Origin of the sequence: Clostridium sp. KLE 1755, from assembly GCF_000466465.2 — a bacterium.
GTDB lineage: Bacteria > Bacillota > Clostridia > Lachnospirales > Lachnospiraceae > Eisenbergiella > Eisenbergiella porci.
Genome location: NZ_KE992768.1, coordinates 1 through 22,321 on the forward strand (window position 1 = coordinate 1; position 22,321 = coordinate 22,321).

Genomic DNA, 22,321 nt, shown 5'->3' on the forward strand with positions numbered 1-22,321 from the left:
GGGGATGATTATGTGTCCAAGCCGTTTCGGCTCAACGAACTTCTTTCCCGGATTCATTCGTTGCAAAGAAGAGCCGGAAAAAGAGGAAAAGGGGCGGGCGCGATACAGGAGCCTGTGCTGGAGTCCGGCGGTATCCGGGTGGATCTGGTGGGAAACAGGGCCTGGCTGGAGGAGGAGCCGCTTGAGCTTACAGCGCAGGAATATCGGCTGCTTTGTCTGTTTCTTAAGAATCAGGGCATGATTCTGACAAGGGAACGGATCCTTGACAGGCTTTGGGACGGAAACGGGGAGTTTGTGGACGATAATACGCTGTCCGTTTACATCAGGAGGCTGCGGAGTAAAATAGAAGAGGAGCCTTCTTCTCCGAAGCATCTGCTCACAGTACGGGGGCTTGGTTATCAGTGGAAGGAATAAGTCTGGCGGCAAAGGAGTTTAATGGTGGGAAGTTTAGGGAAAGACAGGGATATACGCAGGTTTTTGGCGGGAAGCGCCGCTTTGATATTATGTTTGGTATTTACAGGCGGCTTCCTTCTGTTCAGGCAGATGGAGGATATAAAAAAAGTGTATCTGCAACAGCAGGCGGAAGCGGCGGGCGCGCTGCTGGAGGCCGGTGTGGATCCGGCCCGGGCGGCAAAGCTGCTCGCCGGGGAGATATCGGAAGAAATGGCCGCGCAGGGCAGGCTGTTGATGCGCCAGGCAGGATATGAAGAGACGCTGGCGGTTTACCTGATGCCTGTCATGCGTTCCCTGGGCGGTAAATGGGGAGCTGTCTACTTCGTTTTTGGCCTGACAGCCATTGGCCTGTCGGTATTTCTGGTATTTTGGCTGCTGCAAAGGGAGCATATCAGGCTTAAGGAAATGGAAGAAAATGTGCGCCGGTTTACGGAAGGAAATTTTGACCGGAGGATCGCTGCCGAAGGGGAAGGTGATTTCGCGTTGCTTTCCACGGCGGTGAATGAAATGGCATCCTCGCTGAATTCCCACAGGGAAGCCCAGATGAAGGCAAAGGAATTTCTGAAGGATACGATTTCCGATATTTCCCATCAGCTGAAAACGCCGCTGGCCGCTCTTTTTATGTATCAGGATATCATTCAACAGGAGAGCGGAGAAGAGGAAACGGTGAAAAAATTCGCCGCCAAATCCGTGGCCGCCCTGGAACGGATGCAGACGCTTGTGTTGAATCTGCTTAAAATCGCCCGGCTGGATGCGGATATGATCCGGTTCGGTAGCCAGGAGGTGAAGGTGCGCGGGCTGATGGAGGATATCCGTTCGGAATTTGAAACACGTGCACAGAGGGAGGGCAAAGAGATAATTCTGGAGGGCAGCCCGGCCTGCTATACTGTGTGCGACAGGGACTGGATGCAGGAGGCCGTCTCCAACCTGGTGAAAAATGCGCTGGATCATACAAAAGAAGACGGGAAAATAGAGATTTCCTGGGAAGCGGTGGGAACCGGAACAAGGATTCAGGTAAAGGACAACGGAAACGGTATCCATCCTGAGGACATGTACGCTATCTTCAAACGATTCTACAGGAGCCGTTTCTCCAATGACGGGGAGGGGGCCGGGCTGGGGCTTCCTCTGGCCAAGGCGATTGTGGAAGGGCATGAAGGGACGATAAGTGTGGAGAGTACCTTGGGAGAGGGCGCTTTGTTTACGGTGTTTCTTCCTTATAGGGGAAAAAACATTGTGTCCTAAATCATATAGCTACATCTGAAGTGGCAAGATAAGAGAAACTTAACTGGAGGTATTCATGGAAATTGTATATCGCGAGGCAACAAAATCAGATATTGAGACACTTATTAACTTAAGATTAGAATATTTAATTTCTGACAGAGGAAGCTTATCAGAAAAAGAAAGATCTCAAATTATAAATCAAATGATAAACTATTTAAACAGGAATATAAATGAATCTTTTATTGCGGTACTGGCGGAAATAGACGGTGAGACTGTTTCCACAGCTTACCTTTCAATTTCTGAAAAACCGGCTAACCCGAGCTTTTTAACAGGTAAGATTGGTACGATTTTAAATGTTTATACAAAGCCGCAATTCAGAAAACAAGGAATATCAACGAAGGTTTTGTCAAAGTTAATTGATAAAGCAAAAAGATATAACATTTCTAAATTAGAGTTATCTGCTACTGATATGGGAAAATCGTTGTATGAAAAAATAGGGTTTAGAGAAAAAAAGTCCAAATATACCAGTATGCAGCTTTATATATAGTAAATATTTTACGGATGCAAAGTGATAAAAATTAGTCTATGATTTACTTTACTGGTAATAAAGTATGAAAGTTAACTGGTAATCTTACAAATTTGCAAGCTGCCATACACCTTGGCGTAAGGCGCATCCATTATACTTACTTTCAACAAATAAATAAAGCTTTCCCGGAATACTCAGCCGGGAAAGCATCAATTCTATAAACATTAAGAAAGGAAGTTCAGGATGGAAATCTTAAAAGTAGAAAATCTTGGCAAAACCTACGGCACAGGAGATGCGAAGGTGGAGGCGCTGAAAAACGTATCCTTCACGCTGCAAAAAGGAGAATTTGCGGCAGTGGTGGGAGAATCCGGTTCCGGGAAAAGCACGCTGTTAAATCTGGTGGGCGGACTGGATACACCGGGCGCAGGCAAAATACTGGTGGAGGGCAGGGATCTTTTTTCCATGAAGGAAAAGGAAAGGACCGTATTCCGGCGGCGGAACATCGGGTTTATTTTCCAGGGCTTCCATCTGATACCTGAGCTTACCGTGGAACAGAACCTGGTGTTCCCGGTGCTTCTGGATTACCAGAAGCCGGACATGGCATACGTGGAGGAGCTGATGGGAAATCTGGGGCTGAAGGAAAGAAGGAAGCACCTGCCCAGCCAGCTTTCCGGGGGACAGCAGCAGAGAGTGGCGATTGGAAGGGCGCTGATGAATCATCCGGCGCTGATTCTGGCGGATGAACCTACAGGCAACCTGGATTCCAGGACGAGCCGTGAGGTCATTTCCCTGCTGCACAGCCTGTCCCGCAAATACCGTCAGACAGTGCTTATGATCACACATAACATGAACATTGCGGCGGATGCGGACCGGGTATTTCAGGTGACAGACGGCTGCCTGAAGGAAGTGAATGCCGGAAGGGAGGCTATATATGAATAGTTATCTCGATCTGGTAAAGGAGTATGCTGAAAAGCATAAACGGAAAAACCGTATGAGCCTTTTCGTTATCCTTCTGGCGGTAGCGCTGGTAGCCACGATTTTCGGCATGGCGGATATGGAGCTGCAGACACAGCAGATCTCAATGAAAAAACAATACGGCAGCTGGCACATTGGGATAAAGGATATGGCAAAGGAACAGGAGCAGATAGTGGCCCTGCGCCCGCAGATTGCCGTCTCAGGTTATCTGGAAAGCGTTGGCTCCCGTTCCGGATACACGCTTTTTGGCAAGGCCGCCAATATTTTAGGCGTTGATGAGGCGCTGGCAAAGGAACTGGGAATCCGGCTGGAGGCGGGAACCTGGCCGGATAAAGGAAACGAAGCCCTGATTACCGGGACAATGGCCCGGACCTTTGGAATAGAGCCGGGGGACAGCATCACCCTGGAGAGGCCTGACGGCGATGATATGCAGCTTCTGATTACAGCTGTCGCCGGGGATACGGCGTCCATATTAAAGGCGGATCAGGCAGGAATCCTGATGTCGGCGGAAACGCTGCGCAGACTGTTTTCCCCGGAGGAATACAGCAGTGCCTATTATATCAAATTCCGGCCCTTTACCAACATCCAGGCCGAGAAACTGAAAATTGCGGAGAGTCTTGGCATTACTCCCGATTCGATAGGAGAAAATGCCTATCTTCTGGCGGCGATGGGGCAGAGCGATGATCCCTTTTTCGTAGGAATTTACGGAACGGCCGCGGTTCTTTTCCTTTTCGTCCTCACGGCCGCGGTGCTGATGATAACCAGCAGCTTTCAGACCAGTGTTACGGATCGGATCCGTTTTTTCGGCATGCTCCGTTGTCTGGGGGCAACCAGAAAACAGGTGAAGCGTTTTGTCATAAAGGAAGGAATGCGCTACTGCCGGAAGGCAATTCCGGCGGGGCTTGCCGTGGGCGTGCTGGTGATCTGGATGCTGTGCGGTTTCCTGCGGGTGATGAATCCGGAATATTTTTCAGATATCCCGCTGTTTGGCATCAGCATCCCGGCCTTGGCTGCGGGGGCTGCGGTTGGCCTGGCCGCCTGTCTGCTCGCCTCCCTTTCCCCGGCAAAAAAGGCATCCTCCGTATCCCCGCTTACGGCGGTGAGCGGCAATGCCCGGCTGCCCGGACAGATGAAAAATATGCGTTTTTTCAGGGCCGGTAAGGTGGACAGGAATCTGGGAATCTATCATGCCCTGGAAAACCGGAAGAACCTGCTGCTGATGACCGTGTCCTTTGCCCTGAGCATCCTGATGTTTATGAGCTTCTCAGGAATCGTTGATTTCATGCATCATGCGGTGCGGCCGCTGCGTCCCTGGAGTCCTGATCTTTCCCTGGTGAGCGCCGACAATACCTGTTCCATTGAAAATAAAATATATGAGGAACTGGAAAAGAATCCGGAGATAAATAAGGTATACGGCAGAATGTTTGCATTTGATGTCCCTTTCTCCGGGGAGCAGTCGGAGACTCAGGAAATGTCCTATTTGGTCTCCTATGAGGAGCACCAGTTCGGCTGGGCGGAGGACTTCCTGCAGGAGGGCAGCATTGAGGAAGTGAGGGGAACACCTGGAAAGGTGCTTGCAGTCGCGGGAGAAGGCAGGGACTGGCATACGGGGGAGAGACTGGAACTGGAGCTGAACGGGGAACTCAGGCAGGTGCAGATTGCCGGAGTGCTTGGCAGCAGCCCTTTTGACAGTGAAAACGGCGAGAGCATTTTCATCTGTTCTGAAGACAGCTTCCGCCAGCTTACCGGGGAAAATGCCTTTACCATACTGGATATACAGCTGAAAAGGGGGGCATCGGAGGAAATGGTAACGCAGCTGAGGGAACAGGCCGCCGGGCTTGGGCTTACCTTTTCCGATGCCAGGCAGAGCAAGGCGGAAAGCCAGGCTGTTATGATTTCTTTTTCGGTATTTGTTTACGGTTTCCTGGCGGTTATTCTGATGATAGCCGTACTGCATATTATTAACAGCATTAACATGAGTGTTACAAGCCGTATGAATCAGTGCGGCGTGATGAGGGCCATCGGCATGGAGGGCGGCCAGCTGCTTCACATGGTAAGGGCGGAGGCTGTTGTATACGCGGCGTTAGGTTCCATACTGGGGATTGCCATGGGTATTCCGGCACACCATTTCGTATTTAAAATGATGGTCACGAGCCATTGGGGAACGGCCTGGCAGGTGCCATTCCTGCAATTGGCAGTTGTAGTGGGAGTGACCGTCGCCGCCACCCTGTTGGCGGTAAGAGGGCCTGCCAGGAAAATCAGGGACATGGATATCGTGGAAACTATCCATGCGCTGTAACGTGGGAGCGGAATAGAGCTTATGCCTGGTTTTCATACAAAGCAGCTATTTCATGGATTCTGCGCTTCATTTCCGCACGTACATGCGGCGGCTCCAGGCATTCGCATTGATTTCCGAAGCTGAAAAGAATATTGTAGTGGTAATCGTTTTCTATGAAAGGGAAGCTGACAAGGTAATATCCGTCACCGTCCGGAGAAAAGTTATCCTCAGTGCAGTAATCAAGGACCTTTTCCCGGATGGCTTCATGGATGCGGATTTTAATTTCCGACTGCATGGAGGCCGGGAAATCCGCAAATTCCAGCTGGGGCTTTTGAAAATCCCGGGGTGTAAAAGCTTCCTCCTGTAACTGCAGCTTTGACATGCGGGAAAGCCTGAATAAACGAAAGTCATTTCTTTTGCGGCAAAAGCCCTGCAGATACCAGTGATTGCTTTTCAATACAAGCTGATACGGTTCGGCTGTGCGGGTTGTTTTATTGCCGTAACGGTCTGCATATTCAAAAGAAAGCAGCCGGCTTTCCTGCAGGGCAGCTTTGATTTTCTCCAGATACGGCTGCATGTTCCTGTTGCCCATCCATGGGCTTAAATCTATAAATATCTGATTTGCTTTCAACGCAATGTCTTTGGCTCTGTCGGCAGGGATAAAGCTTTTGACCTTCGCCAGGGCGTTTATCAGCTCATCACCGTGAATCATGTTGGAAAGACTGGAAAGCCCCATCAGGATAGCGGAGAGATCCGCAGCTGAGAAAACCTTTTTATCAAGCTTGTATTCCGGCATGATTTCAAAGCCGCCGTTCACTCCCGAGGTCCCGCGGACAGGAATCCCCGCCATGTTGATCGCGTCTATGTCCCGGTATATTGTGCGCAGTGAAACTTCGAACATATCTGCCAGCTCCTGCGCGCCGATACGATTTTTGTCAAGAAGTACCATTATAATACTCACAAGCCTGTCTATTTTCATTTGCAGCCGCCTTTCCGGATTTTATTTTAATTGCTGCCATAATGCTGGCAGTAATCACATGGTACAATAAAAAAGCTTACAAATCAATCTGCCTTTTGGGCGAAGCTGCAATGAAAATGGAGATAGCGGTTGCGTTCCGTCTGAACTGTCACAAATGGAGGAGAATTATGTATACAATCTATGTTTATGTTCTTGATACTTTAGCCGACTGGGAACTGGGCCATGTTGCCTCAGAGCTGAACTCAGGCCGCTTTTTCAAAAAGGATGCGCCGCGCGTGACCCTCAAAACGGTGAGCTGTTCCAGGGAGCCGGTCATTACCATGGGAGGGATGAAAATTGTGCCTGATTGTATCACCGATGATATTGAAGTGAGTGAAGCAAGCGTGCTACTGTTGCCGGGCGCAGATACCTGGAATGATCCAAGGCACAGAGCGGTTCTCGAAAAGGCGGACAGGCTTCTTTCCGTTGGAGCTGCGGTCTGTGCGATCTGCGGAGCCACCGCTGCGCTTGCCGGATACGGGCTGCTGGATAATCGCCTTCACACCAGTAATGGACCGGGATTTCTTGAAATGTTTGTTCCTGAATATAAGGGGCAGGGCTTTTATGTGGATATGCCTTCAGCGGCGGATAACAACCTGATTACGGCGGACAGCGCAGGCGCTTTGCTGTGGACGAAACAAATTATTGAGTATTTGGGCGTTTTTCAGGCGGATACATTGGAAGCGTGGTATGGATATTTCAGCACCGGCAGACCTGAATATTTCTTTGCCCTCATGCAGTCTTTGCCATCTGGCGGAGAAAACTGATTTGGCCTCGGCCGGAGTGCCTGGTGTCTTGTCACATTGACACTAGCCGTATTCAGCTCTGTCTCAGGCAAATGTATTTACCTGCTCCCTTTTTGGGAAAGCAGGGTAACGGATTGGTTATCGGGACTTTTATATAAAGTAGAATGTTTTACATGGAAAGCATGTATTTTATATTGCGTCCTTTCCTGAGTTCAACTATAGTGAAAGAATAGCAGCAGTAAAATTCTGCTCAAAGACATATTAGAAGATATATTCAGGGGCAAATTCAGAAACATTTTCAGAAACACATGCATAAATGCATGCCGAAATACATGCATAAACACATTCAGGAGGGGACGCCATGTTAAAGGAAAAAATGCTGTGGATGAAGGATAGCGGCAACATTGGGGATGAAATCAGACAGTGCAGGGACGAAGGCCGGCAGATTGAGGCGCTTCTTCCCCGGGCGGAGAAAATTGCCGCCATGGAAGACGGGGAGGAAAAGGAAAAACAGGCCAGGGAGCTTCTGTTGGAAATGGAGAATTGCCCTGTTGAAGCCATGTTTCCATATGAAGAACCTGAGGCCTGTGAGGATATCCGAAAGGCCGCGCAGGGCAGCAGCCTGTGCCGTCCGGTGCCGGAAGAGGAACTGGAGAATCGCCTGAAGGGCGCCTGGATAGGCAGGGCATCTGGCTGCCTGCTGGGAATTCCGGTAGAGGGCTGGAGCCGGAGCAAAATCCGCGGCTTTCTCAAGGAAAGCGGACAGTATCCCCTGCGAAGCTATATGCATTCCGAAACTGATGCAGAAATCCGGGAAAAATACGGGGTGACGGACAGGGATCCAGGCACCGCCTATGACCGCCAGAAAATCTGTTGGATCAATAACATGGATACCTATCCGGTGGATGATGATATGAATTATACCGTGCTCTCCCTGCGCGTCCTTGAGCGGGCGGGCAGCGGCTTTACCTCGGAGGATGTGGCGGAATCCTGGCTGTTCGGACTGCCTGCCTTTCATACCTGCACGGCGGAACGCGTTGCCTACAGGAATCTGATGCATGGCGTGCTGCCGCCGGAATCCGGGCGTCTTGCCAATCCCTTCCGTGAGTGGATCGGCGCGCAGATCCGGGTGGATTTCTATGGATATATCGCGGCAGGCAATCCTGCGCTTGCTGCGGATATGGCCTGCCGCGACGCAGTGGTGGCCCAGTCAAAAAACGGCGTTTACGCCGCCATGTATACGGCCGCACTCATTGCCTCCGCCGCGGTTTTCCCCCGGCCCTGTGAGTGGGTGGAGGAAGCCATGAAGCAGATTCCGTTAAAATCCCGGCTTTACCATGAGCTTTCCCTGCTATTAAGCCAGTGGAGGGACGGCGCGTCCTGGAAAGCACTGGAGGAGGCGATCCACGGAAAATACAAGGAAGAGGATCACTTTGACTGGTGCCTGGCCATTCCTAATGCGCTGATAGTGACGGCCTGCGTGCTGTGCTTCGGCCAGGATTACAGCGAAGCGGTAATTCATGCGGTGCTTACCGGCTTTGATACGGACTGCAATGGGGCTACGGTCGGTTCCATCGCAGGGATCGCCTGCGGCGCTGACAAAATTCCGGACAAATGGAAAACGCCTGTGCAGCAGATCATCTGCTCCAGCGTAAACAGCTATACAAGGATCCCTGTGGAGGAGATTGTAAAACGAACCATTGCTGTCAGCCGTACCCTCAGGCCGTAATTACCTCCGCCTTCCCGGAAGAATAAAGCACAACTATATGTTTTCCGTCGGCGGAAGGACAGGAAAGCTCAAACGTATGCGGCGTCACGGAGATTTTGTAAGCAAGCGGCAGAACCCTTCCATTTTCCGGAAGAGCCGCATATCTGTGCAGGATCTCCGTCAGCGCCGTAAAATCGTTCGTATAATGACCATTCTCATCCCGGTAAAGCTGCTGGGCATAATAAAGCTTTCTCAGCTCCCATTTGCGCCGTTCATCCTCCGGAATGGAGCCTGCGCGGCCCACTTCTTCCTGCCCATCCGTGAAAAAGACAAATCCCCACAGCTCAGGATAATGAATATTGATGACGCCGGTTGGCGCCCATACCCAGTTGTCCTCAGGCAGGGGATTGCCGGTTACAGGGTCGGTGCGTTTTCTGTAACATCCGTCTTCCTTGTCCACAGTCCACTGCACCCTGGAAAAATTCATGCGGTAATACTCCCCGGCCTTCGGCGCCCTTTTCCCCGGCAGGCATTCGGTGATCGCCCGAAAGGGAATCACCACCTCCGCGGACCAGCCTGTATTTTCCCCATCCGGCCGGTTGATGCTCCCTTTAACTGCAACAGCGGTGCGCAGGCCGTGGATGTCATAGCCGTTAACCGCATTTCCCCCGTCACGGTAGGCGGCCGGAAGGAACAAATCCCATACCGTATTCAACACATTCATTTCAAATTCATAATACTGCTGGGTGTCGGAGTCAGGGTCAATGAAGATTTCAAAATCGTTATCCTGGAAAATGACCTCATCACGTCCTGTTACATTTCCCCAGATCTCATCTCCGTAAAGCTGCGCCCCGATATATAGGTTTTCATCATCCCAGAGCATCTTAACCCGTGTCCCGAAACGCGGAGCGGGCATATGCGGTCCCTGGATGTCGATGAATTCATCCGTAAAAGGAGCGTCAGCCCAGAAATCCTTGTCCAGATTTCCGTCCGGCTGCAGAGCCGTCCCTGCCCTGCGGCAGTAATACACAGGCGGGTGAAAATCAACGGCCGGAACAGGAATGCGGATATTGTCCATAAGAACCTCTTTTCCGCGGGAAGAAACGGATACCGGTTTATCCGGACATCCTTTCTCCCGCTTTTTTTGATATTGTATCACTATGTTCATAAATATTCAACAAAAATGAACACTATAGTAAAGAAAGAACAAAAAATACGGTCGATTGTCACTGAGAGGAAAACAATAATATACGAAATAAGCGAAAATATGACCAAAACCAACACTCATAAAAAGGTTATTTTAGAAAAATGCAAAAGATACATAATGAACAAAATTTAACACTAATAATTTTATATGTTTTGTAAAAATGGTAAAAAATGAACAAATATGTATGAAACAGATTGACAAAGTGCATGTGCAAAGTTATTATTTACCTAACAAAAACGACATATAAACGAAAAGAATTTAATGGAAAATTACGATAAAAAGCGTGCTTACAGTTTTTTTGTAAACATAATGAACATATGTTAAAAATGTTAAGCGTGACGAGGGAAAAACGTACCGCAGAAACATCTAAAATAACAGCTCAAGAAGGGAGAAGTGCATGAAAACGAAAAAAAAGAGAAAGAAAGGATCAACAATGAGGGCATTGCGGCGTGATATATCGCTCTGGCTTTTCTGCATACCGGGCGTCGTGCTGACTTTCATTTTCAGCTATATTCCGATGTACGGCGTACAGCTGGCGTTCCGCAGGTACAATGCGAAAGCGGGGATTTGGGGAAGCCCGTGGGTGGGACTGTATTATTTCAAAAGGTTTTTTGAATCCCCCTATTTTTCATCAACAATTAAGAATACGCTTGTTCTGAGCCTGTACGGCCTGATCGTGTCCTTTCCGATCCCCATTATCCTGGCGTTGCTGCTGAATTCATTCCGGCACAAAAAATACAGGAAGCTGATTCAGACGGTTACCTATGCACCGAACTTTATTTCCACGGTGGTCATGTGCGGTATGATCATCCTGTTTTTATCCCCTTCGGTTGGTGTTATCAATAATATTGTACAGTTTTTCGGGGGAGATCCTGTCAACTTTATGGCGAAAAAAGAATATTGGAGACACATTTACGTATGGACTGGTATCTGGCAGGGAATGGGCTGGAGTTCGGTCATTTATTTTGCGGCTCTTTCCGGAATCAGCCCCGAGCTGCATGAGGCGGCCAAATGTGACGGCGCCACAAAGCTGCAGCTTATCAGGCATATTGACCTGCCCTCCATTATGCCTACGGCAACGGTCCTACTGATTATGAACTGCGGCAGTATCCTTTCCATAGGCTTCGAGAAGGCGTATCTGCTGCAGAACGACCTGAACCTGAACGTATCGGAAATCATTTCCACATATGTATACAAGGTCGGCCTTATTAATAACGACATGTCCTATTCCACGGCAATCGGGCTTTTTAATACACTGGTCAATCTGGTAATGCTGCTGATTGTTAACAAAGCCGCGGATAAACTTTCAGGCAACAGCCTTTGGTAGGAGGAACAACGAGATGACAGAACCTAAAATAGCTCCCAGGAAAAAGAAGATGAAACGCTGCAAAGAGGACGTGATCTTCGATACGGTTGTTTTTATTGTACTGACTCTGATTCTGCTGATTGTGGCATATCCGCTTTACTGGGTGGTGATTTCTTCCATCAGCGATCCCAGCGCGGTGTCCGGCGGCAAGGTAATCTTAAGGCCGATTGGATTCACATTGAACGGCTATGCGGAGGTGTTTAAAAACAGTGCCGTTATGAAAGGCTTTTTAAACTCCATTATTTATACGGTCTGCGGCGTGTGCATCAATCTGGTGGTAACCCTGCCCACCGCTTATGCGCTTTCAAGGGACAGGTTCGGGGGAAAGAAAATTGTAACGCTTTTTTATATGGTCACCATGTTTTTCGGCGGCGGCCTGATCCCCACCTACCTGGTTATCCGCAACCTGCACATGCTCAATACCATGTGGGCGCTGGTCCTGCCCGGCTGCCTGAGCGTATACAACATGATTGTGGCAAGAACCTTTTTCAAATCCAATATTTCTGAAGAGCTGTATGAGGCGGCGGAAATCGATGGCTGTACCCAGGGACAGTTTTTCTTCAGGATTGCCCTTCCGCTTTCTGCAGCCATTACGGCGATTTTGGTTCTTTATTACGGCGTAGGGCATTGGAATTCCTATTTTTCCGCGTTGGTTTATATTTCCGATTCCGAAAAATATCCACTGCAGCTGGTGCTGCGTAATATCCTGATTACCAATGAAACGGCGCTGGCGCAGACCGCCACGACAGAAGCGGCCAGGGCTGCGCTCCGGGAAAAACAGCAGCTGATTGATGTTATGAAATATTCCCTGATTATTATCAGCAGTATCCCGGTTCTGCTTTTATACCCTTTTATCCAGAAGTATTTTGTCAAGGGAGTAATGATTGGTTCCCTGAAGGGCTGACGCATTGCGGTGTTTACCGGCAGAGGGCCGGATGAATACAGGCAGCTGCAGCCAAAGGGCGGCTGCCAATATATAAAACAGGAGGAAAAAGAATGAAAAAGAAAGCGGTTGCGTTAGTGCTGGCGGCGGCAATGTGTGTGACGTCCCTGGCAGGCTGCGGCAGCAGCACTGCAAGTACAACGGAAAATGCATCGGGGGAGGTATCGGAGGCTGTCGTGGATGAAAGCGGCAAGGTGGACGGAGTCATGTATAAGGTGGGGCTGCCGCTGGTGGACGAGGGAACCTACGGCTTTTCCATTTTCTGCGACGATTCCAAGGAAAAACCTGAGTACTATATGCTTGATGAGTTCAAGAAGCAGACCAACGTGGATGTTGAAATGCGTATCTTCCCTTATGAAACGGCTACCGAGAGACTGAATCTGGATTTGAACTCGGGAGATTACGCGGATGTTGTCGGCGGATGGACATTAAGCGACAGTATGATCCTGACCTATGGCGTGAATCAGGGGGTATTTATTCCCCTGGAGGATTATTTTGCCGAGTACTGCCCCAGAATTACGGAGATCCTGGATCTGCCCGGCGTAAGGGAGGAAATGACGGCTCCGGACGGACATATCTATGCCATTCCATATGTCTGTGACGATACCAAGGTAGGCTATTCTCCTTATATCAACGGCAGATGGCTGAAAAATGTGGGGATGGACATGCCCACAACAACGGAAGAGTTCGAAGCCGTGTTAAAGGCGTTCAAGGAACAGGACGCGAACGGGAACGGAGATCCTAACGATGAAATCCCGTTTTCCGCAGACCCCAACAATAAGCATATTGAATCGATGACAGGCTGGTTCGGACTGCCCATGGGAAAATCAGGCATAGGAATCCTGGATGACGAGGTGGTATTTGCAGGCGCAAGCAGCACTTACCGGGAATTTTTAAGCTGGTTCAACAGCCTGTATGAGCAGGGATTGATTGACCTGGAGATTTTCACACAGGACAGCTCCACCTGGGAAGGCAAAGGAAACCGTGATCTTTACGGGGTTTCCATCGCATACGGCAGCGGTGAGTTCTCCGGTATTGTTCTGGAGGGCGGAGAAAAGAGTGAGTTCGATGTACTCCCCGTACTGAATACGGATAAAGGCGGCATGTGGATGAGAGATACCAACGGCTTCAGTGTGTACAGGACACAGGCGGTTATTACCGATAACGCAGAGCATCCCGAAGTGATCTGCCGCTGGTTTGACAATGCATTCCAGCTGGAAAACGGTATCGGATGTAACAGAGGCCCTGTAGGAACCGTTGTATTCAAGGAAGACGACGGCTACCGTGCCATTGATGTAAAGACTCTTTCAGAGGAGGATCAGGAAAAATTCAGCTGGGGAAACCTGTGGCCGCAGTCTCTGCCCAAATATATGCCTTCCGGCTTTAAATACATCGAGGATCATCCCACCTATAATGAAAAGAAGGTTATGGAAGACACCTATGAGCCTTATCTGACCAAGACTACCATTCCTTCTTTCTGGATCCCGCTTGACAAAATCGACAGATATTCTGACATCGCAAGCGCGCTCACCGATTACTTCAACCAAAGACAGGCAATGTTCATTTCCGGCGAAATGGATATTGACGATGACGCACAGTGGCAGAGCTATGTTGACGGCCTGTATGCGCTGGGACTGGAAGACTGGATGGATGTCCGCGGTATTGAAAAAGTAGTGGAATAAAAGCTGCGCCTTCGCGGGCAGGCAGCATATGCACGCCAGCGTAAAACCGCCAGGATGGCGGTAAGCTGGAAAGAAGCTTTATAAACAGTTGAACAGACAAATCCCTGCCGCCTTGCCATTTGGCGGCAGGGGATTTTTGGAGTTTGGAAGCGGAGGGGAATTTTATGATGCAGGAATGGTTCAGAAAGGCCAGGCTTGGGATTTTTATACACTATGGCATTTATGCGGTGGGGGATGTATCGGAATCCTGGTCCTTTCATAATGGGAATATTTCTTATGAAAATTATATGAAGCAGTGCGGGGGCTTTACCGCCTCCCGGTATGATCCGGCGGCCTGGGCGGAGCTTTTTAAAAAAGCAGGCGCGCAGTATGTGGTCATGACGTCCAAGCATCACGACGGCGTGGCTCTTTTTGATACGAAATACAGTGATTTGAACGTGGTGAAGAAAACGCCGGCAGGCAGGGATCTGGTAAAGGAATATGTGGAGGCGATGAATGCCGCGGGGCTGAAGACCGGGATTTATTTTTCGCTGATTGACTGGTCGGATCCCCGCTACCGCAGCATTTATCCGGAAGGGGCAAAGCGGGAGGACTGCCTGAAGGATATTTATGGTTCCCCGGCCGGCGGGGAGGAGGACTATGGAAAATGGGAGGAGTTCCTGGAATTCAACAATAATCAGCTCAGGGAATTAATGACAAATTACGGAACCGTGGATTTGCTCTGGTTTGACGGGGACTGGGAACGGAGTGCGGCACAGTGGAAAATGCCTCAGTTCCGGGAATATCTTCACAGCCTGAATCCCAATGTGGTGCTGAATTCCCGGATGCAGGGCTATGGCGACTATGGGACGCCGGAGCAGGGCATCCCTCTTTACGGGCCGGAAGGGGAATGGGAGTTCTGTACCACCATCAACGATTCCTGGGGCTATCGGCCCAGCGATAACGATTATAAGACCAGCGGGCAGATTATCCGCATGTTCTGCGACTGCATCACGCTGGGCGGAAGGCTTCTTTTGGATGTGGGGCCAAAGGAGGACGGCACGCTGGATGAGCGGCAGGAAAAGGTGCTGCTGGATCTGGGAAGCTGGATCCATGATCATGAGGAAGCAGTGTATCCTACGGGAAAGGGCCTAAGCTACCATCAGTTTCTGGGAGGCAGCACGCTGTCCGCGGATCAGCAGGTCCTTTACCTTTTCCTGTATGACAAACCGCTGGAAAGCGTATGCGTCAAAGGGGTGAAGACACCTGTAAAAAGAGTGACGGCGCTGCACAGCGGCCAGGAGCTTCATTTTTCCTATACCGGCTCGCTGCCGTGGAGCGGTATCCCGGGGACACTGTGGATCTGGGCGCAGGATTTGCAGACCCATCCCTTTGCCACGGTGCTGAAGGTGGAGCTGGAAGGAAAAATTACTTATAATCTGGGACATGGAGAAGTGGTGACGAATAATGACTGAGGATATGATGGAAAAATTGCAGACAGCAGATGAAATGACAGAGGAAATCCCTGACAGCGCGGCAGGGGGAAATGAAGAAGCGCCGGAGGAGAAAATTGTACAGGGAGTACATAATTACAGCGCCGCGGAGGGCTATGTCCGGCCCACGGATCCCAAGGTGCTGGAGAAGCTGGAATGGTTCCAGGATCAGAAGCTTGCGCTGATGATGCACTGGGGACCATATTCCCAGCTGGGAGTGGTGGAGTCCTGGGCGCTTTCCGACGCGGATGCCGGGTGGTCAAGAACCGGTATCGACTGGGAGGCTGACGGCAGAAGCTTTAAAGAACAGTATTTCGGGCTGAACAAAACCTTTAATCCCATCCGCTTCGATCCGGAAAAGTGGGCGGAAACCGCTGCTGAAGCAGGAATCCGCTATCTGGTATTTACAACGAAGCATCACGATGGCTTCTGCATGTGGGACAGCAAGTATTCCGATTACAAAATCACCGGAGAGGACTGCCCTTTCCATACCCACAGATATGCGGATATCTGCGGGCATCTGTTCGAAGCCTTCCGGAAAAAGGGGATGGGGATTGCCGCCTATTTTTCCAAGGCGGACTGGCATACGGACAGCTATTGGGCGAAGGGGTTTCCCAGAGGGGAATATATGTGGAGAGGCCCTTCCTATGTTCCGGCGGAGCATCCGGAGGAATGGGAACGTTTTGTGGCCTTTACCCAGAACCAGATCCGGGAGCTGGCGGCAAATTATGGAAAGCTGGATATCATGTGGTTTGACGCCGGGTGGGTCTGCCCCCAGGCAGGCCAGGATATCCGTCTGGGCGAGGTGATCGAGGAAATCAGAAGGTGGCAGCCGGGCATGCTGTGCGCGGACCGCACGGTGGGCGGCCCTTATGAAAATTATATTACGCCGGAGCAGTGCGTGCCGGAGGAACCGCTGGGAGTGCCATGGGAGAGCTGCATTACACTGGGAACCTCCTTCTCCTTTGCCTATGAGGATACCTATAAAACGCCGCGGGAGGTAATCTGCCTGCTTGTTGACATCGTGGCCAAGGGCGGTAATCTGGCAATTAATGTGGGGCCTCAGCCGGACGGCAGGCTCCCCAAAGGTGCGGTTGCATCCCTGAAGGGAATGGGCGAATGGCTGAAGGTATACGGCGAGGCCATATACGGAACTCGTGTCTGCGAGCCTTATAAAAAGGGGAATATCGCCTTTACCCGGAAAAAGGATGAGGATATTCTTTATGCGCTGGAGCTGTTCCCCGATGAAAAAACGGTGGTTCCGGAGGTGGTGCTGCTGCCTTTTACGGAGGATGTGATCGAAAGTATCGTAAAGGTGACGATGCCTGACAGCGGTGAGGGCATTCCCTTTACCCGGCAGAAAAGCGGGATTCTGGTAAAACCGCCCCGCAGGCCTTTGGATACGGCGCCGATCGCCAGAGTATACAGGATAGAAAGAAAGCGCGGGAGCGCGCGGACAGGAGAAGAAAGAAGATGATGAGGTTAATCGGCTATGTGGGCGCAAGGGATCTTTCCGTCATAACGGAGGAAGATATCCGGTGCCTGGATGTAATCAATATTGCCTTTGGGCAGGTACGGGACGCTTGCATGGTTTGGGACGGGCAGGCCTGCAGGCCTGCGCTGGAGCGTATCCGGAAGATAAAACCCGGTATTAAAATCCTGCTTTCCGCAGGCGGCTGGGGCGCGGATGGTTTTTCCCAGGCGGCGCTGACGGCACAGGGCAGGGAAAGCATGGCGGCGAGCGCTGCTGCGCTGGTGACGGAATACGGGCTGGACGGTATAGATATTGACTGGGAGTATCCGGGAATGGCCCTGGCGGGAATCGGCTCCCATGTGAAGGATAAGGAAAATTTTACGCTGCTTTTGCAGGCGGTGAGAGAAGGGCTGGACGCTGTCGGCGGCGGATATATGCTGACCATTGCGGCTGGCGGGGATTCCTATTTTACCAGGCAGACCAACATGAAAGAAGCGGCTGTTTTTCTGGACTATGTCCAGCTGATGACCTATGATCTGCAGGGCGGCTTCCAGAAAGTGACCGGGCACCATGCGGCGCTGCGTCCCGGAAACTGCAGCCTGTTTGACGCCTGTGTTGACAAGGCGGTAAACGCCTTTCTGGAGGCGGGGGTCCCGGCGGAAAAGCTGGTGGTTGGCGTTCCCTTTTATTCCCGGAAATGGGAAGGCGTGAAGGGAGGCGATACGGGACTGGGCCAGGAGGCAGAGACCGTGGGCGGCTACGGGCCGGATTACGGCAGCCTGACAGCGGATTATATCAACAAAAACGGATTTATCCGTTACTGGGACGAGGAAGCGTCATCGCCCTATCTGTTTGATGGAAGCACCTTTATCAGCTATGAGGACGAAGAGTCCATGGCGCTTAAGGTGAGCTACGCGGAAGAAAATGGCCTGGGCGGCATCATGTACTGGGAATACCGCTGTGACGGGACCGGGACGCTGACCAGCTTTCTGCGGCGGGAACTGGACAGGGGGCTGTGCCCTGGGGGAAAACAGGAACCGGGCAGGGGGCCATGCCCTGGGGTGGAACAGGAACCAGGCGGGGGACTGTGCCCTGGAGCAGTTCAGGAACCGGAGGTAAACCGGGGCGGGGAGGCGGCGCATGAAAGCGACTGAAACGGCAGCTGTGCTGTCCCCTGCCCTGCAGGACTATGCAGAACGGAAGTTCCGGGAACGGGCGGAAATCTATGCCCCTATACTTTCTGAAATCGAAAGCGGGCTTTCCTGCTGTACGCAAGAGGAAGCGGTGCTGATGCGTTTCCTTTACGGAACGATGCCGGTGCGGGATGCGGGGGAATACGGGTTTGAGGTATTTTTATCCTATGTACGGCATGCGCTGTGGCTGCGTGACAATGTGGAGTGGTGCAGACGGCTGCCCGAGGATATTTTCGTCCATTACGTGCTTTATTACCGCATTAATACCGAGGATATCAGCGACTGCAGACCGTTTTTTTATGAGCGGCTGAAGGACAGGATTGCCGGGCTTTCCCTGGAGGAAGCGGTCAGGGAAATCAATTACTGGTGCGCGGAGCATGCAGCTTATGAGTCTACGGATGGCAGAACCGCTTCCCCCATGACCATGTACCGCTGCGGAAAAGGAAGGTGCGGCGAGGAATCCGCCTTTGCGGCAGCTGTCTGCCGCAGCGTGGGAATTGCCGCCAGGCAGGTCTATGCGCCCAGGTGGGCGCACTGCGATGATAATCATGCCTGGGTGGAGGTTTATATTCACGGCAGGTGGCATTTCCTTGGTGCCTGTGAGCCGGAGGAGGAGCTGGACCGGGGATGGTTTTCCGGCCCGGCGGGACGGGCAATCCTGATACATAGCCGATGCTTCTGCGATTATGACTGCGGCGGCATGCAGGAGGAATGGATCGGCAGGGAAGACGGGGTGTACTATTTGAATGAAACCGCCTCCTATGCGAAGACCTGCCGGCTTACAGTTACGGTAAAGGACGCGTCGGGAAGGCCGGCGAGGGGGGCGCGGGTCGCTGTGGAGATACTGAATATGGCGGAATTTTTCCCGGCGGCAGCCCTGGTTACGGATGAAAACGGCGAGGCAGGCATCACCATGGGAATCGGCGATGTCAGGCTGAGAGCCTGGAGCGGCGGCTGTGTATGTGAAAAAATGGTATTTCCGGCGCAGGAAGCCGGAGCCCGGGACAGCGGGCTTAAGGAAAACCGGACGGGGGAAATCAGGACGGAGCTGGTGCTGAAAAGCGGATATCCTTTTATTCAGGAGGAGGACGCGAAGGGACGGCTGGCCGGAGGAAGCAATACCTGGGAACAGATATTGCTGACGGCGCCTGCGCAAGCTCCTGTCTCCTGCGCCTGTCAGTCGGAGGAACAGAAAGGACGCAGGCAGCGGCGGCTGGAAGAAGCTGTCCGCCTGCGGGAGGAACGTTTCCGCGCCCTCCTGGGGCAGCTGCCCGCAGGGGAATTCCCTGAAGAGAAGGAAATGCTGCAAATCGCCGGGGAAAATGCGGCGCAGCTGTACGCCTTCCTGAAAAAGGACGGAAACCCTGACAGAAAGCGCCTGCTGCACAGCCTGGCCCGGAAGGATTACAAGGATGCGCCTGCAGGTGTGCTGGAGGATCATCTCAACTGTATGCAGGGAGAACTGCCGGAGGATATCTATGTCCCGTATCTGCTTTGCCCCAGGATTTACCTGGAGGAGCTGACGCCCTGGCGCAGCTTCATCCGCAGCTGTTTTTCGGAGGAGGAAAAGTCCGCTTTTACCCGGCGGCCGGAACTGGTATGGGATTATATAGAGAAAAACATCCGGTATGATGCCCGGCTGGATTACAGCGCCGTCTGCGGGACGCCCATTGGCTGCCTGAAGTTAAAGTGGGGCAGTCTGCTGACCCGGAAAATACTGTTTGTGGCAATCTGCCGCAGCCTGGGCATCCCCGCCCGGCTCCGGCGCAGCACCATGCAGCCGGAATATCTGGAAAACGGAGAATTCCGGGCGCCCGCCGGGCTGCGCGGAAAAGACAGCCCGGGCTGTCTGCCGGCGCCGGCATTGCTTACCCTTGAAGCGCCCGAAGCACAAAGCGGGGAGAAATGGAATTATGGACAGAACTGGACTATCGGGAAGCTGGAAGGGACGGGCTTCTGCACACTTGGTTATGAGGGGATTTGCTTTTCAGGGGATTCGCTCACCCTGGAGCTGGAAGCCGGAGTGTACCGGCTTGTTACCTCACGGCGTCTGCCGGGAGGCAATCAGCTGGCGGCCTTCAGCGTATTTGGATTAAAGTCGGGAGAACACAGGGCAGTGGAGCTTTTGTCCGGGGAAAACGATGAAAAAACCATGCTTTCCGATTACCCGGCCAGGGAGCTGCCAGAGCTTTTTCTCTGGGATGCATCAGGGGAAAGACAGTCCCTTGCCCATATCACCGGACGCGGGACGGCGCTGGTGGCTTTCCTGGGCGCGGGAGAGGAACCGACCGAGCATGTGTTAAATGAGCTGAATGACTACGCGGAGCAGTGGAATGGCAGCGGCGCTGAAATAATCGCGGTGCTTCGAAGGCCGGAGGAACTAAAGAATGCCACGCTGCAAAGGGCGCTGGCACGTCTGTCTTCAGTGCGTATTTATTTTGATAGAGAGGAAGCGTCGGAAAAGACTGCGGCCGTGATGGGCGCTGATCCGGAGAAACTCCCTCTGCTTGTGCTCACGGAAGAGGGGCGCCGCGGGATTTATTCCTGTGCGGGCTATCACGTGGGCAGTGTGGATTTGATTTTACAGATTTTGCTTTTGAGAAAAAAGGGCAGAAAAGAGGAAAATGATGATAACATTAACCGGAAAGCGGAATGACGCCTGTTTTGCCGAGTTTGTCTGGGAAGGGGACGCCCGTATCAGAAGCTACCGGCTGGGTCTTGAGCAGCTTTTTCACGGCAGGTACCTGGAAACGATGCTTGTGCCTTTTACGGGTCAGGCCGTCCTGCTCATCGGCTGCGGGAAAAAGGAGGACTTCGCTCCGGGGCTTACCGCCGTAAAGGAGGTGCTGGCGGCAACGGCGGCAAAATGCAGGGATTTCAATATCCGGGCCTGCTCCATGGATGTGAGTTGCTTTACGCAGCTCCTCGGGCCGGAGGCATTTACCGCGGCCGTTCTGGGGCTGGGGCTTGGCTGCTACCGCTACCGTTATCAGCCTTTGGAAAATGAGGAGGCATGGGACTGCGATTTCCAGCTGGAAAACGGGGAAGCGTATGCGGACAGGCTGAAGGAAGCGCAGGAGCTTCTGGCGGGGATTTGCTTTGCCAGAAATATGGTGAATACGCCGGGAAACCACCTGCGGCCCATGGATTTTGACAGGATTATCACCGCTTATGAAAAGGATGTGGAGATCGAGGCGGAAACCCTGGTCTACGGCCAGCTGCGGGCGCTGAAAATGGAAGCGCTTTACAGTGTGGGGCAGAGCAGTGAATATCCTCCCTGCCTGCTGATTCTGCGGTATCGGGGAAACCCGGACAGCGATGAAATCTACGGACTGATCGGAAAGGGAATCACCTGTGACACCGGCGGCTACTGTCTGAAAAGCAGTGATTCCATGGGAGGCATCAAATCCGATATGGCGGGCGCGGCGGCAGTGGCGGCTGCGATGCACGCGTCAGCCGCACAGCGGCTTAAGGTGAACGTGACGGCCTGCCTGCCTTTGAGTGAAAACAGGATATCCCAGTCAGCGCTGCTTCCGGGAGACGTGATCACAGGCTTTGGCGGCAGGACAATAGAGGTGCTCAATACGGACGCGGAGGGACGTCTTGTGCTGTCTGATGCCGTGAGCTACGCAGTCCGCAGGGAAGGAATCACAAAAGTTCTGGATATTGCCACGCTCACAGGCGCGGTGGCGAATATGCTGGGCAATACCATAGCGGGAGCCATGTCGGATGACGATGGGTTTTATGCCCTCTTTGGACGGGCGCTGGAGCATTCGGGAGAACGCTACCTGCGCCTGCCCTTCGGCCGGGAGCATGAGAAGATGATAAAAAGCGATGTGGCGGATGTGAAAAATGTGGGGGGAGGCTGCTGCGGCACCATCACGGCAGGGCTGTTTATCCGCAGCTTCTGTGAAGGAAGGCCCTGGCTTCACCTGGACATCGCCGGTACGGCCTGGTGCGGTTCTCCCACCTATGCTTATGAGAGCAAAGGAGCCACCGGAGCCGGGGTGACAACCTTATATTATCTGTTGAAAGAAGCGTCGCTGCCGCACTGAGCAT

The 22,321-nt window shown here is 52.1% G+C and carries 17 protein-coding genes; 15 read left to right on the plus strand and 2 right to left on the minus strand.

The genetic code is table 11. The annotated features are described in order from the left end of the window. The 5 genes from HMPREF1548_RS24100 to HMPREF1548_RS24120 form a co-directional block, all read left to right on the plus strand. On the plus strand, window positions 1-414 hold a 414-nt coding region (locus HMPREF1548_RS24100; protein ID WP_021639314.1), incomplete at its 5' end, for a response regulator transcription factor. Between the two features lie 81 nt (window positions 415-495). Then, complete coding sequence (locus tag HMPREF1548_RS24105) at window positions 496-1,695, plus strand: HAMP domain-containing sensor histidine kinase (RefSeq protein WP_157065733.1); 1,200 nt, start codon at window positions 496-498, stop codon at window positions 1,693-1,695. A gap of 55 nt (window positions 1,696-1,750) precedes the next feature. After that, the gene (locus HMPREF1548_RS24110; protein ID WP_021639316.1) at window positions 1,751-2,221 is read left to right on the plus strand and encodes a GNAT family N-acetyltransferase; all 471 of its coding nucleotides are present in this window, start codon (window positions 1,751-1,753) and stop codon (window positions 2,219-2,221) included. A 222-nt stretch (window positions 2,222-2,443) separates the two neighbouring features. Further along, the gene (locus tag HMPREF1548_RS24115) at window positions 2,444-3,139 is read left to right on the plus strand and encodes an ABC transporter ATP-binding protein (protein WP_021639318.1); all 696 of its coding nucleotides are present in this window, start codon (window positions 2,444-2,446) and stop codon (window positions 3,137-3,139) included. Beyond that, window positions 3,132-5,474, plus strand: coding sequence for an ABC transporter permease (locus HMPREF1548_RS24120; RefSeq protein WP_021639319.1), 2,343 nt, complete (start codon window positions 3,132-3,134; stop codon window positions 5,472-5,474). Before HMPREF1548_RS24115 ends, HMPREF1548_RS24120 begins: the two co-directional genes overlap by 8 nt. A 19-nt stretch (window positions 5,475-5,493) precedes the next feature. Here the strand turns inward: HMPREF1548_RS24120 and HMPREF1548_RS24125 are convergent, their stop codons facing one another. Then, a complete protein-coding gene (locus tag HMPREF1548_RS24125; RefSeq protein ID WP_021639320.1) occupies window positions 5,494-6,432 on the minus strand; it encodes a helix-turn-helix transcriptional regulator in 939 nt (312 codons plus the stop codon). A gap of 167 nt (window positions 6,433-6,599) precedes the next feature. Between HMPREF1548_RS24125 and HMPREF1548_RS24130 the strand changes: the two genes are divergently transcribed. Next, window positions 6,600-7,238 (plus strand): DJ-1/PfpI family protein, encoded by a 639-nt coding sequence (locus HMPREF1548_RS24130; RefSeq protein ID WP_035323748.1) that lies wholly within the window; start codon window positions 6,600-6,602, stop codon window positions 7,236-7,238. 340 nt (window positions 7,239-7,578) lie between these two features. Then, window positions 7,579-8,946, plus strand: a complete 1,368-nt coding sequence (locus tag HMPREF1548_RS24135; RefSeq protein ID WP_021639323.1) for an ADP-ribosylglycohydrolase family protein — start codon at window positions 7,579-7,581, stop codon at window positions 8,944-8,946. On the opposite strand, the gene HMPREF1548_RS24140 is transcribed toward HMPREF1548_RS24135, so the two are convergent. Next, the gene (locus HMPREF1548_RS24140; RefSeq protein ID WP_035323749.1) at window positions 8,936-10,003 is read right to left on the minus strand and encodes a carbohydrate-binding family 9-like protein; all 1,068 of its coding nucleotides are present in this window, start codon (window positions 10,001-10,003) and stop codon (window positions 8,936-8,938) included. The genes HMPREF1548_RS24135 and HMPREF1548_RS24140 overlap by 11 nt on opposite strands. 526 nt (window positions 10,004-10,529) lie before the next feature. On the opposite strand from HMPREF1548_RS24140, the gene HMPREF1548_RS24145 reads away from it, so the two are divergent. From HMPREF1548_RS24145 to HMPREF1548_RS24180, 8 genes are all read left to right on the plus strand, one after another. Further along, the gene (locus HMPREF1548_RS24145) at window positions 10,530-11,459 is read left to right on the plus strand and encodes an ABC transporter permease (RefSeq protein ID WP_021639326.1); all 930 of its coding nucleotides are present in this window, start codon (window positions 10,530-10,532) and stop codon (window positions 11,457-11,459) included. 13 nt (window positions 11,460-11,472) lie between these two features. Continuing rightward, window positions 11,473-12,402 (plus strand): carbohydrate ABC transporter permease, encoded by a 930-nt coding sequence (locus HMPREF1548_RS24150; RefSeq protein WP_021639327.1) that lies wholly within the window; start codon window positions 11,473-11,475, stop codon window positions 12,400-12,402. 92 nt (window positions 12,403-12,494) lie between these two features. Next, a complete protein-coding gene (locus HMPREF1548_RS24155; protein ID WP_021639328.1) occupies window positions 12,495-14,123 on the plus strand; it encodes an extracellular solute-binding protein in 1,629 nt (542 codons plus the stop codon). 164 nt (window positions 14,124-14,287) lie between these two features. After that, a complete protein-coding gene (locus tag HMPREF1548_RS24160) occupies window positions 14,288-15,577 on the plus strand; it encodes an alpha-L-fucosidase (RefSeq protein ID WP_035323751.1) in 1,290 nt (429 codons plus the stop codon). After that, window positions 15,570-17,072, plus strand: coding sequence for an alpha-L-fucosidase (locus HMPREF1548_RS24165; protein ID WP_021639330.1), 1,503 nt, complete (start codon window positions 15,570-15,572; stop codon window positions 17,070-17,072). The genes HMPREF1548_RS24160 and HMPREF1548_RS24165 overlap by 8 nt, the downstream gene beginning before the upstream one ends. Then, window positions 17,069-18,223: a glycoside hydrolase family 18 protein gene (locus tag HMPREF1548_RS24170; RefSeq protein WP_021639331.1), complete on the plus strand. Its 1,155-nt coding sequence runs from the start codon at window positions 17,069-17,071 to the stop codon at window positions 18,221-18,223. Before HMPREF1548_RS24165 ends, HMPREF1548_RS24170 begins: the two co-directional genes overlap by 4 nt. Continuing rightward, the gene (locus HMPREF1548_RS24175; protein ID WP_021639332.1) at window positions 18,210-20,918 is read left to right on the plus strand and encodes a transglutaminase domain-containing protein; all 2,709 of its coding nucleotides are present in this window, start codon (window positions 18,210-18,212) and stop codon (window positions 20,916-20,918) included. The genes HMPREF1548_RS24170 and HMPREF1548_RS24175 overlap by 14 nt, the downstream gene beginning before the upstream one ends. Beyond that, window positions 20,887-22,317 (plus strand): leucyl aminopeptidase family protein, encoded by a 1,431-nt coding sequence (locus HMPREF1548_RS24180; protein ID WP_021639333.1) that lies wholly within the window; start codon window positions 20,887-20,889, stop codon window positions 22,315-22,317. The genes HMPREF1548_RS24175 and HMPREF1548_RS24180 overlap by 32 nt, the downstream gene beginning before the upstream one ends. Window positions 22,318-22,321 lie beyond the last annotated feature (4 nt).

Coding starts and splice junctions, on each gene's coding strand:
- HMPREF1548_RS24110 (WP_021639316.1), top strand. CDS start 1,751: ATGGAAATTGTATATCGCGAGGCAACAAAATCAGATATTGAGACACTT.
- HMPREF1548_RS24115 (WP_021639318.1), top strand. CDS start 2,444: ATGGAAATCTTAAAAGTAGAAAATCTTGGCAAAACCTACGGCACAGGA.
- HMPREF1548_RS24120 (WP_021639319.1), top strand. CDS start 3,132: ATGAATAGTTATCTCGATCTGGTAAAGGAGTATGCTGAAAAGCATAAA.
- HMPREF1548_RS24125 (WP_021639320.1), bottom strand. CDS start 6,432: ATGAAAATAGACAGGCTTGTGAGTATTATAATGGTACTTCTTGACAAA.
- HMPREF1548_RS24130 (WP_035323748.1), top strand. CDS start 6,600: ATGTATACAATCTATGTTTATGTTCTTGATACTTTAGCCGACTGGGAA.
- HMPREF1548_RS24135 (WP_021639323.1), top strand. CDS start 7,579: ATGTTAAAGGAAAAAATGCTGTGGATGAAGGATAGCGGCAACATTGGG.
- HMPREF1548_RS24140 (WP_035323749.1), bottom strand. CDS start 10,003: ATGGACAATATCCGCATTCCTGTTCCGGCCGTTGATTTTCACCCGCCT.
- HMPREF1548_RS24145 (WP_021639326.1), top strand. CDS start 10,530: ATGAAAACGAAAAAAAAGAGAAAGAAAGGATCAACAATGAGGGCATTG.
- HMPREF1548_RS24150 (WP_021639327.1), top strand. CDS start 11,473: ATGACAGAACCTAAAATAGCTCCCAGGAAAAAGAAGATGAAACGCTGC.
- HMPREF1548_RS24155 (WP_021639328.1), top strand. CDS start 12,495: ATGAAAAAGAAAGCGGTTGCGTTAGTGCTGGCGGCGGCAATGTGTGTG.
- HMPREF1548_RS24160 (WP_035323751.1), top strand. CDS start 14,288: ATGATGCAGGAATGGTTCAGAAAGGCCAGGCTTGGGATTTTTATACAC.
- HMPREF1548_RS24165 (WP_021639330.1), top strand. CDS start 15,570: ATGACTGAGGATATGATGGAAAAATTGCAGACAGCAGATGAAATGACA.
- HMPREF1548_RS24170 (WP_021639331.1), top strand. CDS start 17,069: ATGATGAGGTTAATCGGCTATGTGGGCGCAAGGGATCTTTCCGTCATA.
- HMPREF1548_RS24175 (WP_021639332.1), top strand. CDS start 18,210: ATGAAAGCGACTGAAACGGCAGCTGTGCTGTCCCCTGCCCTGCAGGAC.
- HMPREF1548_RS24180 (WP_021639333.1), top strand. CDS start 20,887: ATGATGATAACATTAACCGGAAAGCGGAATGACGCCTGTTTTGCCGAG.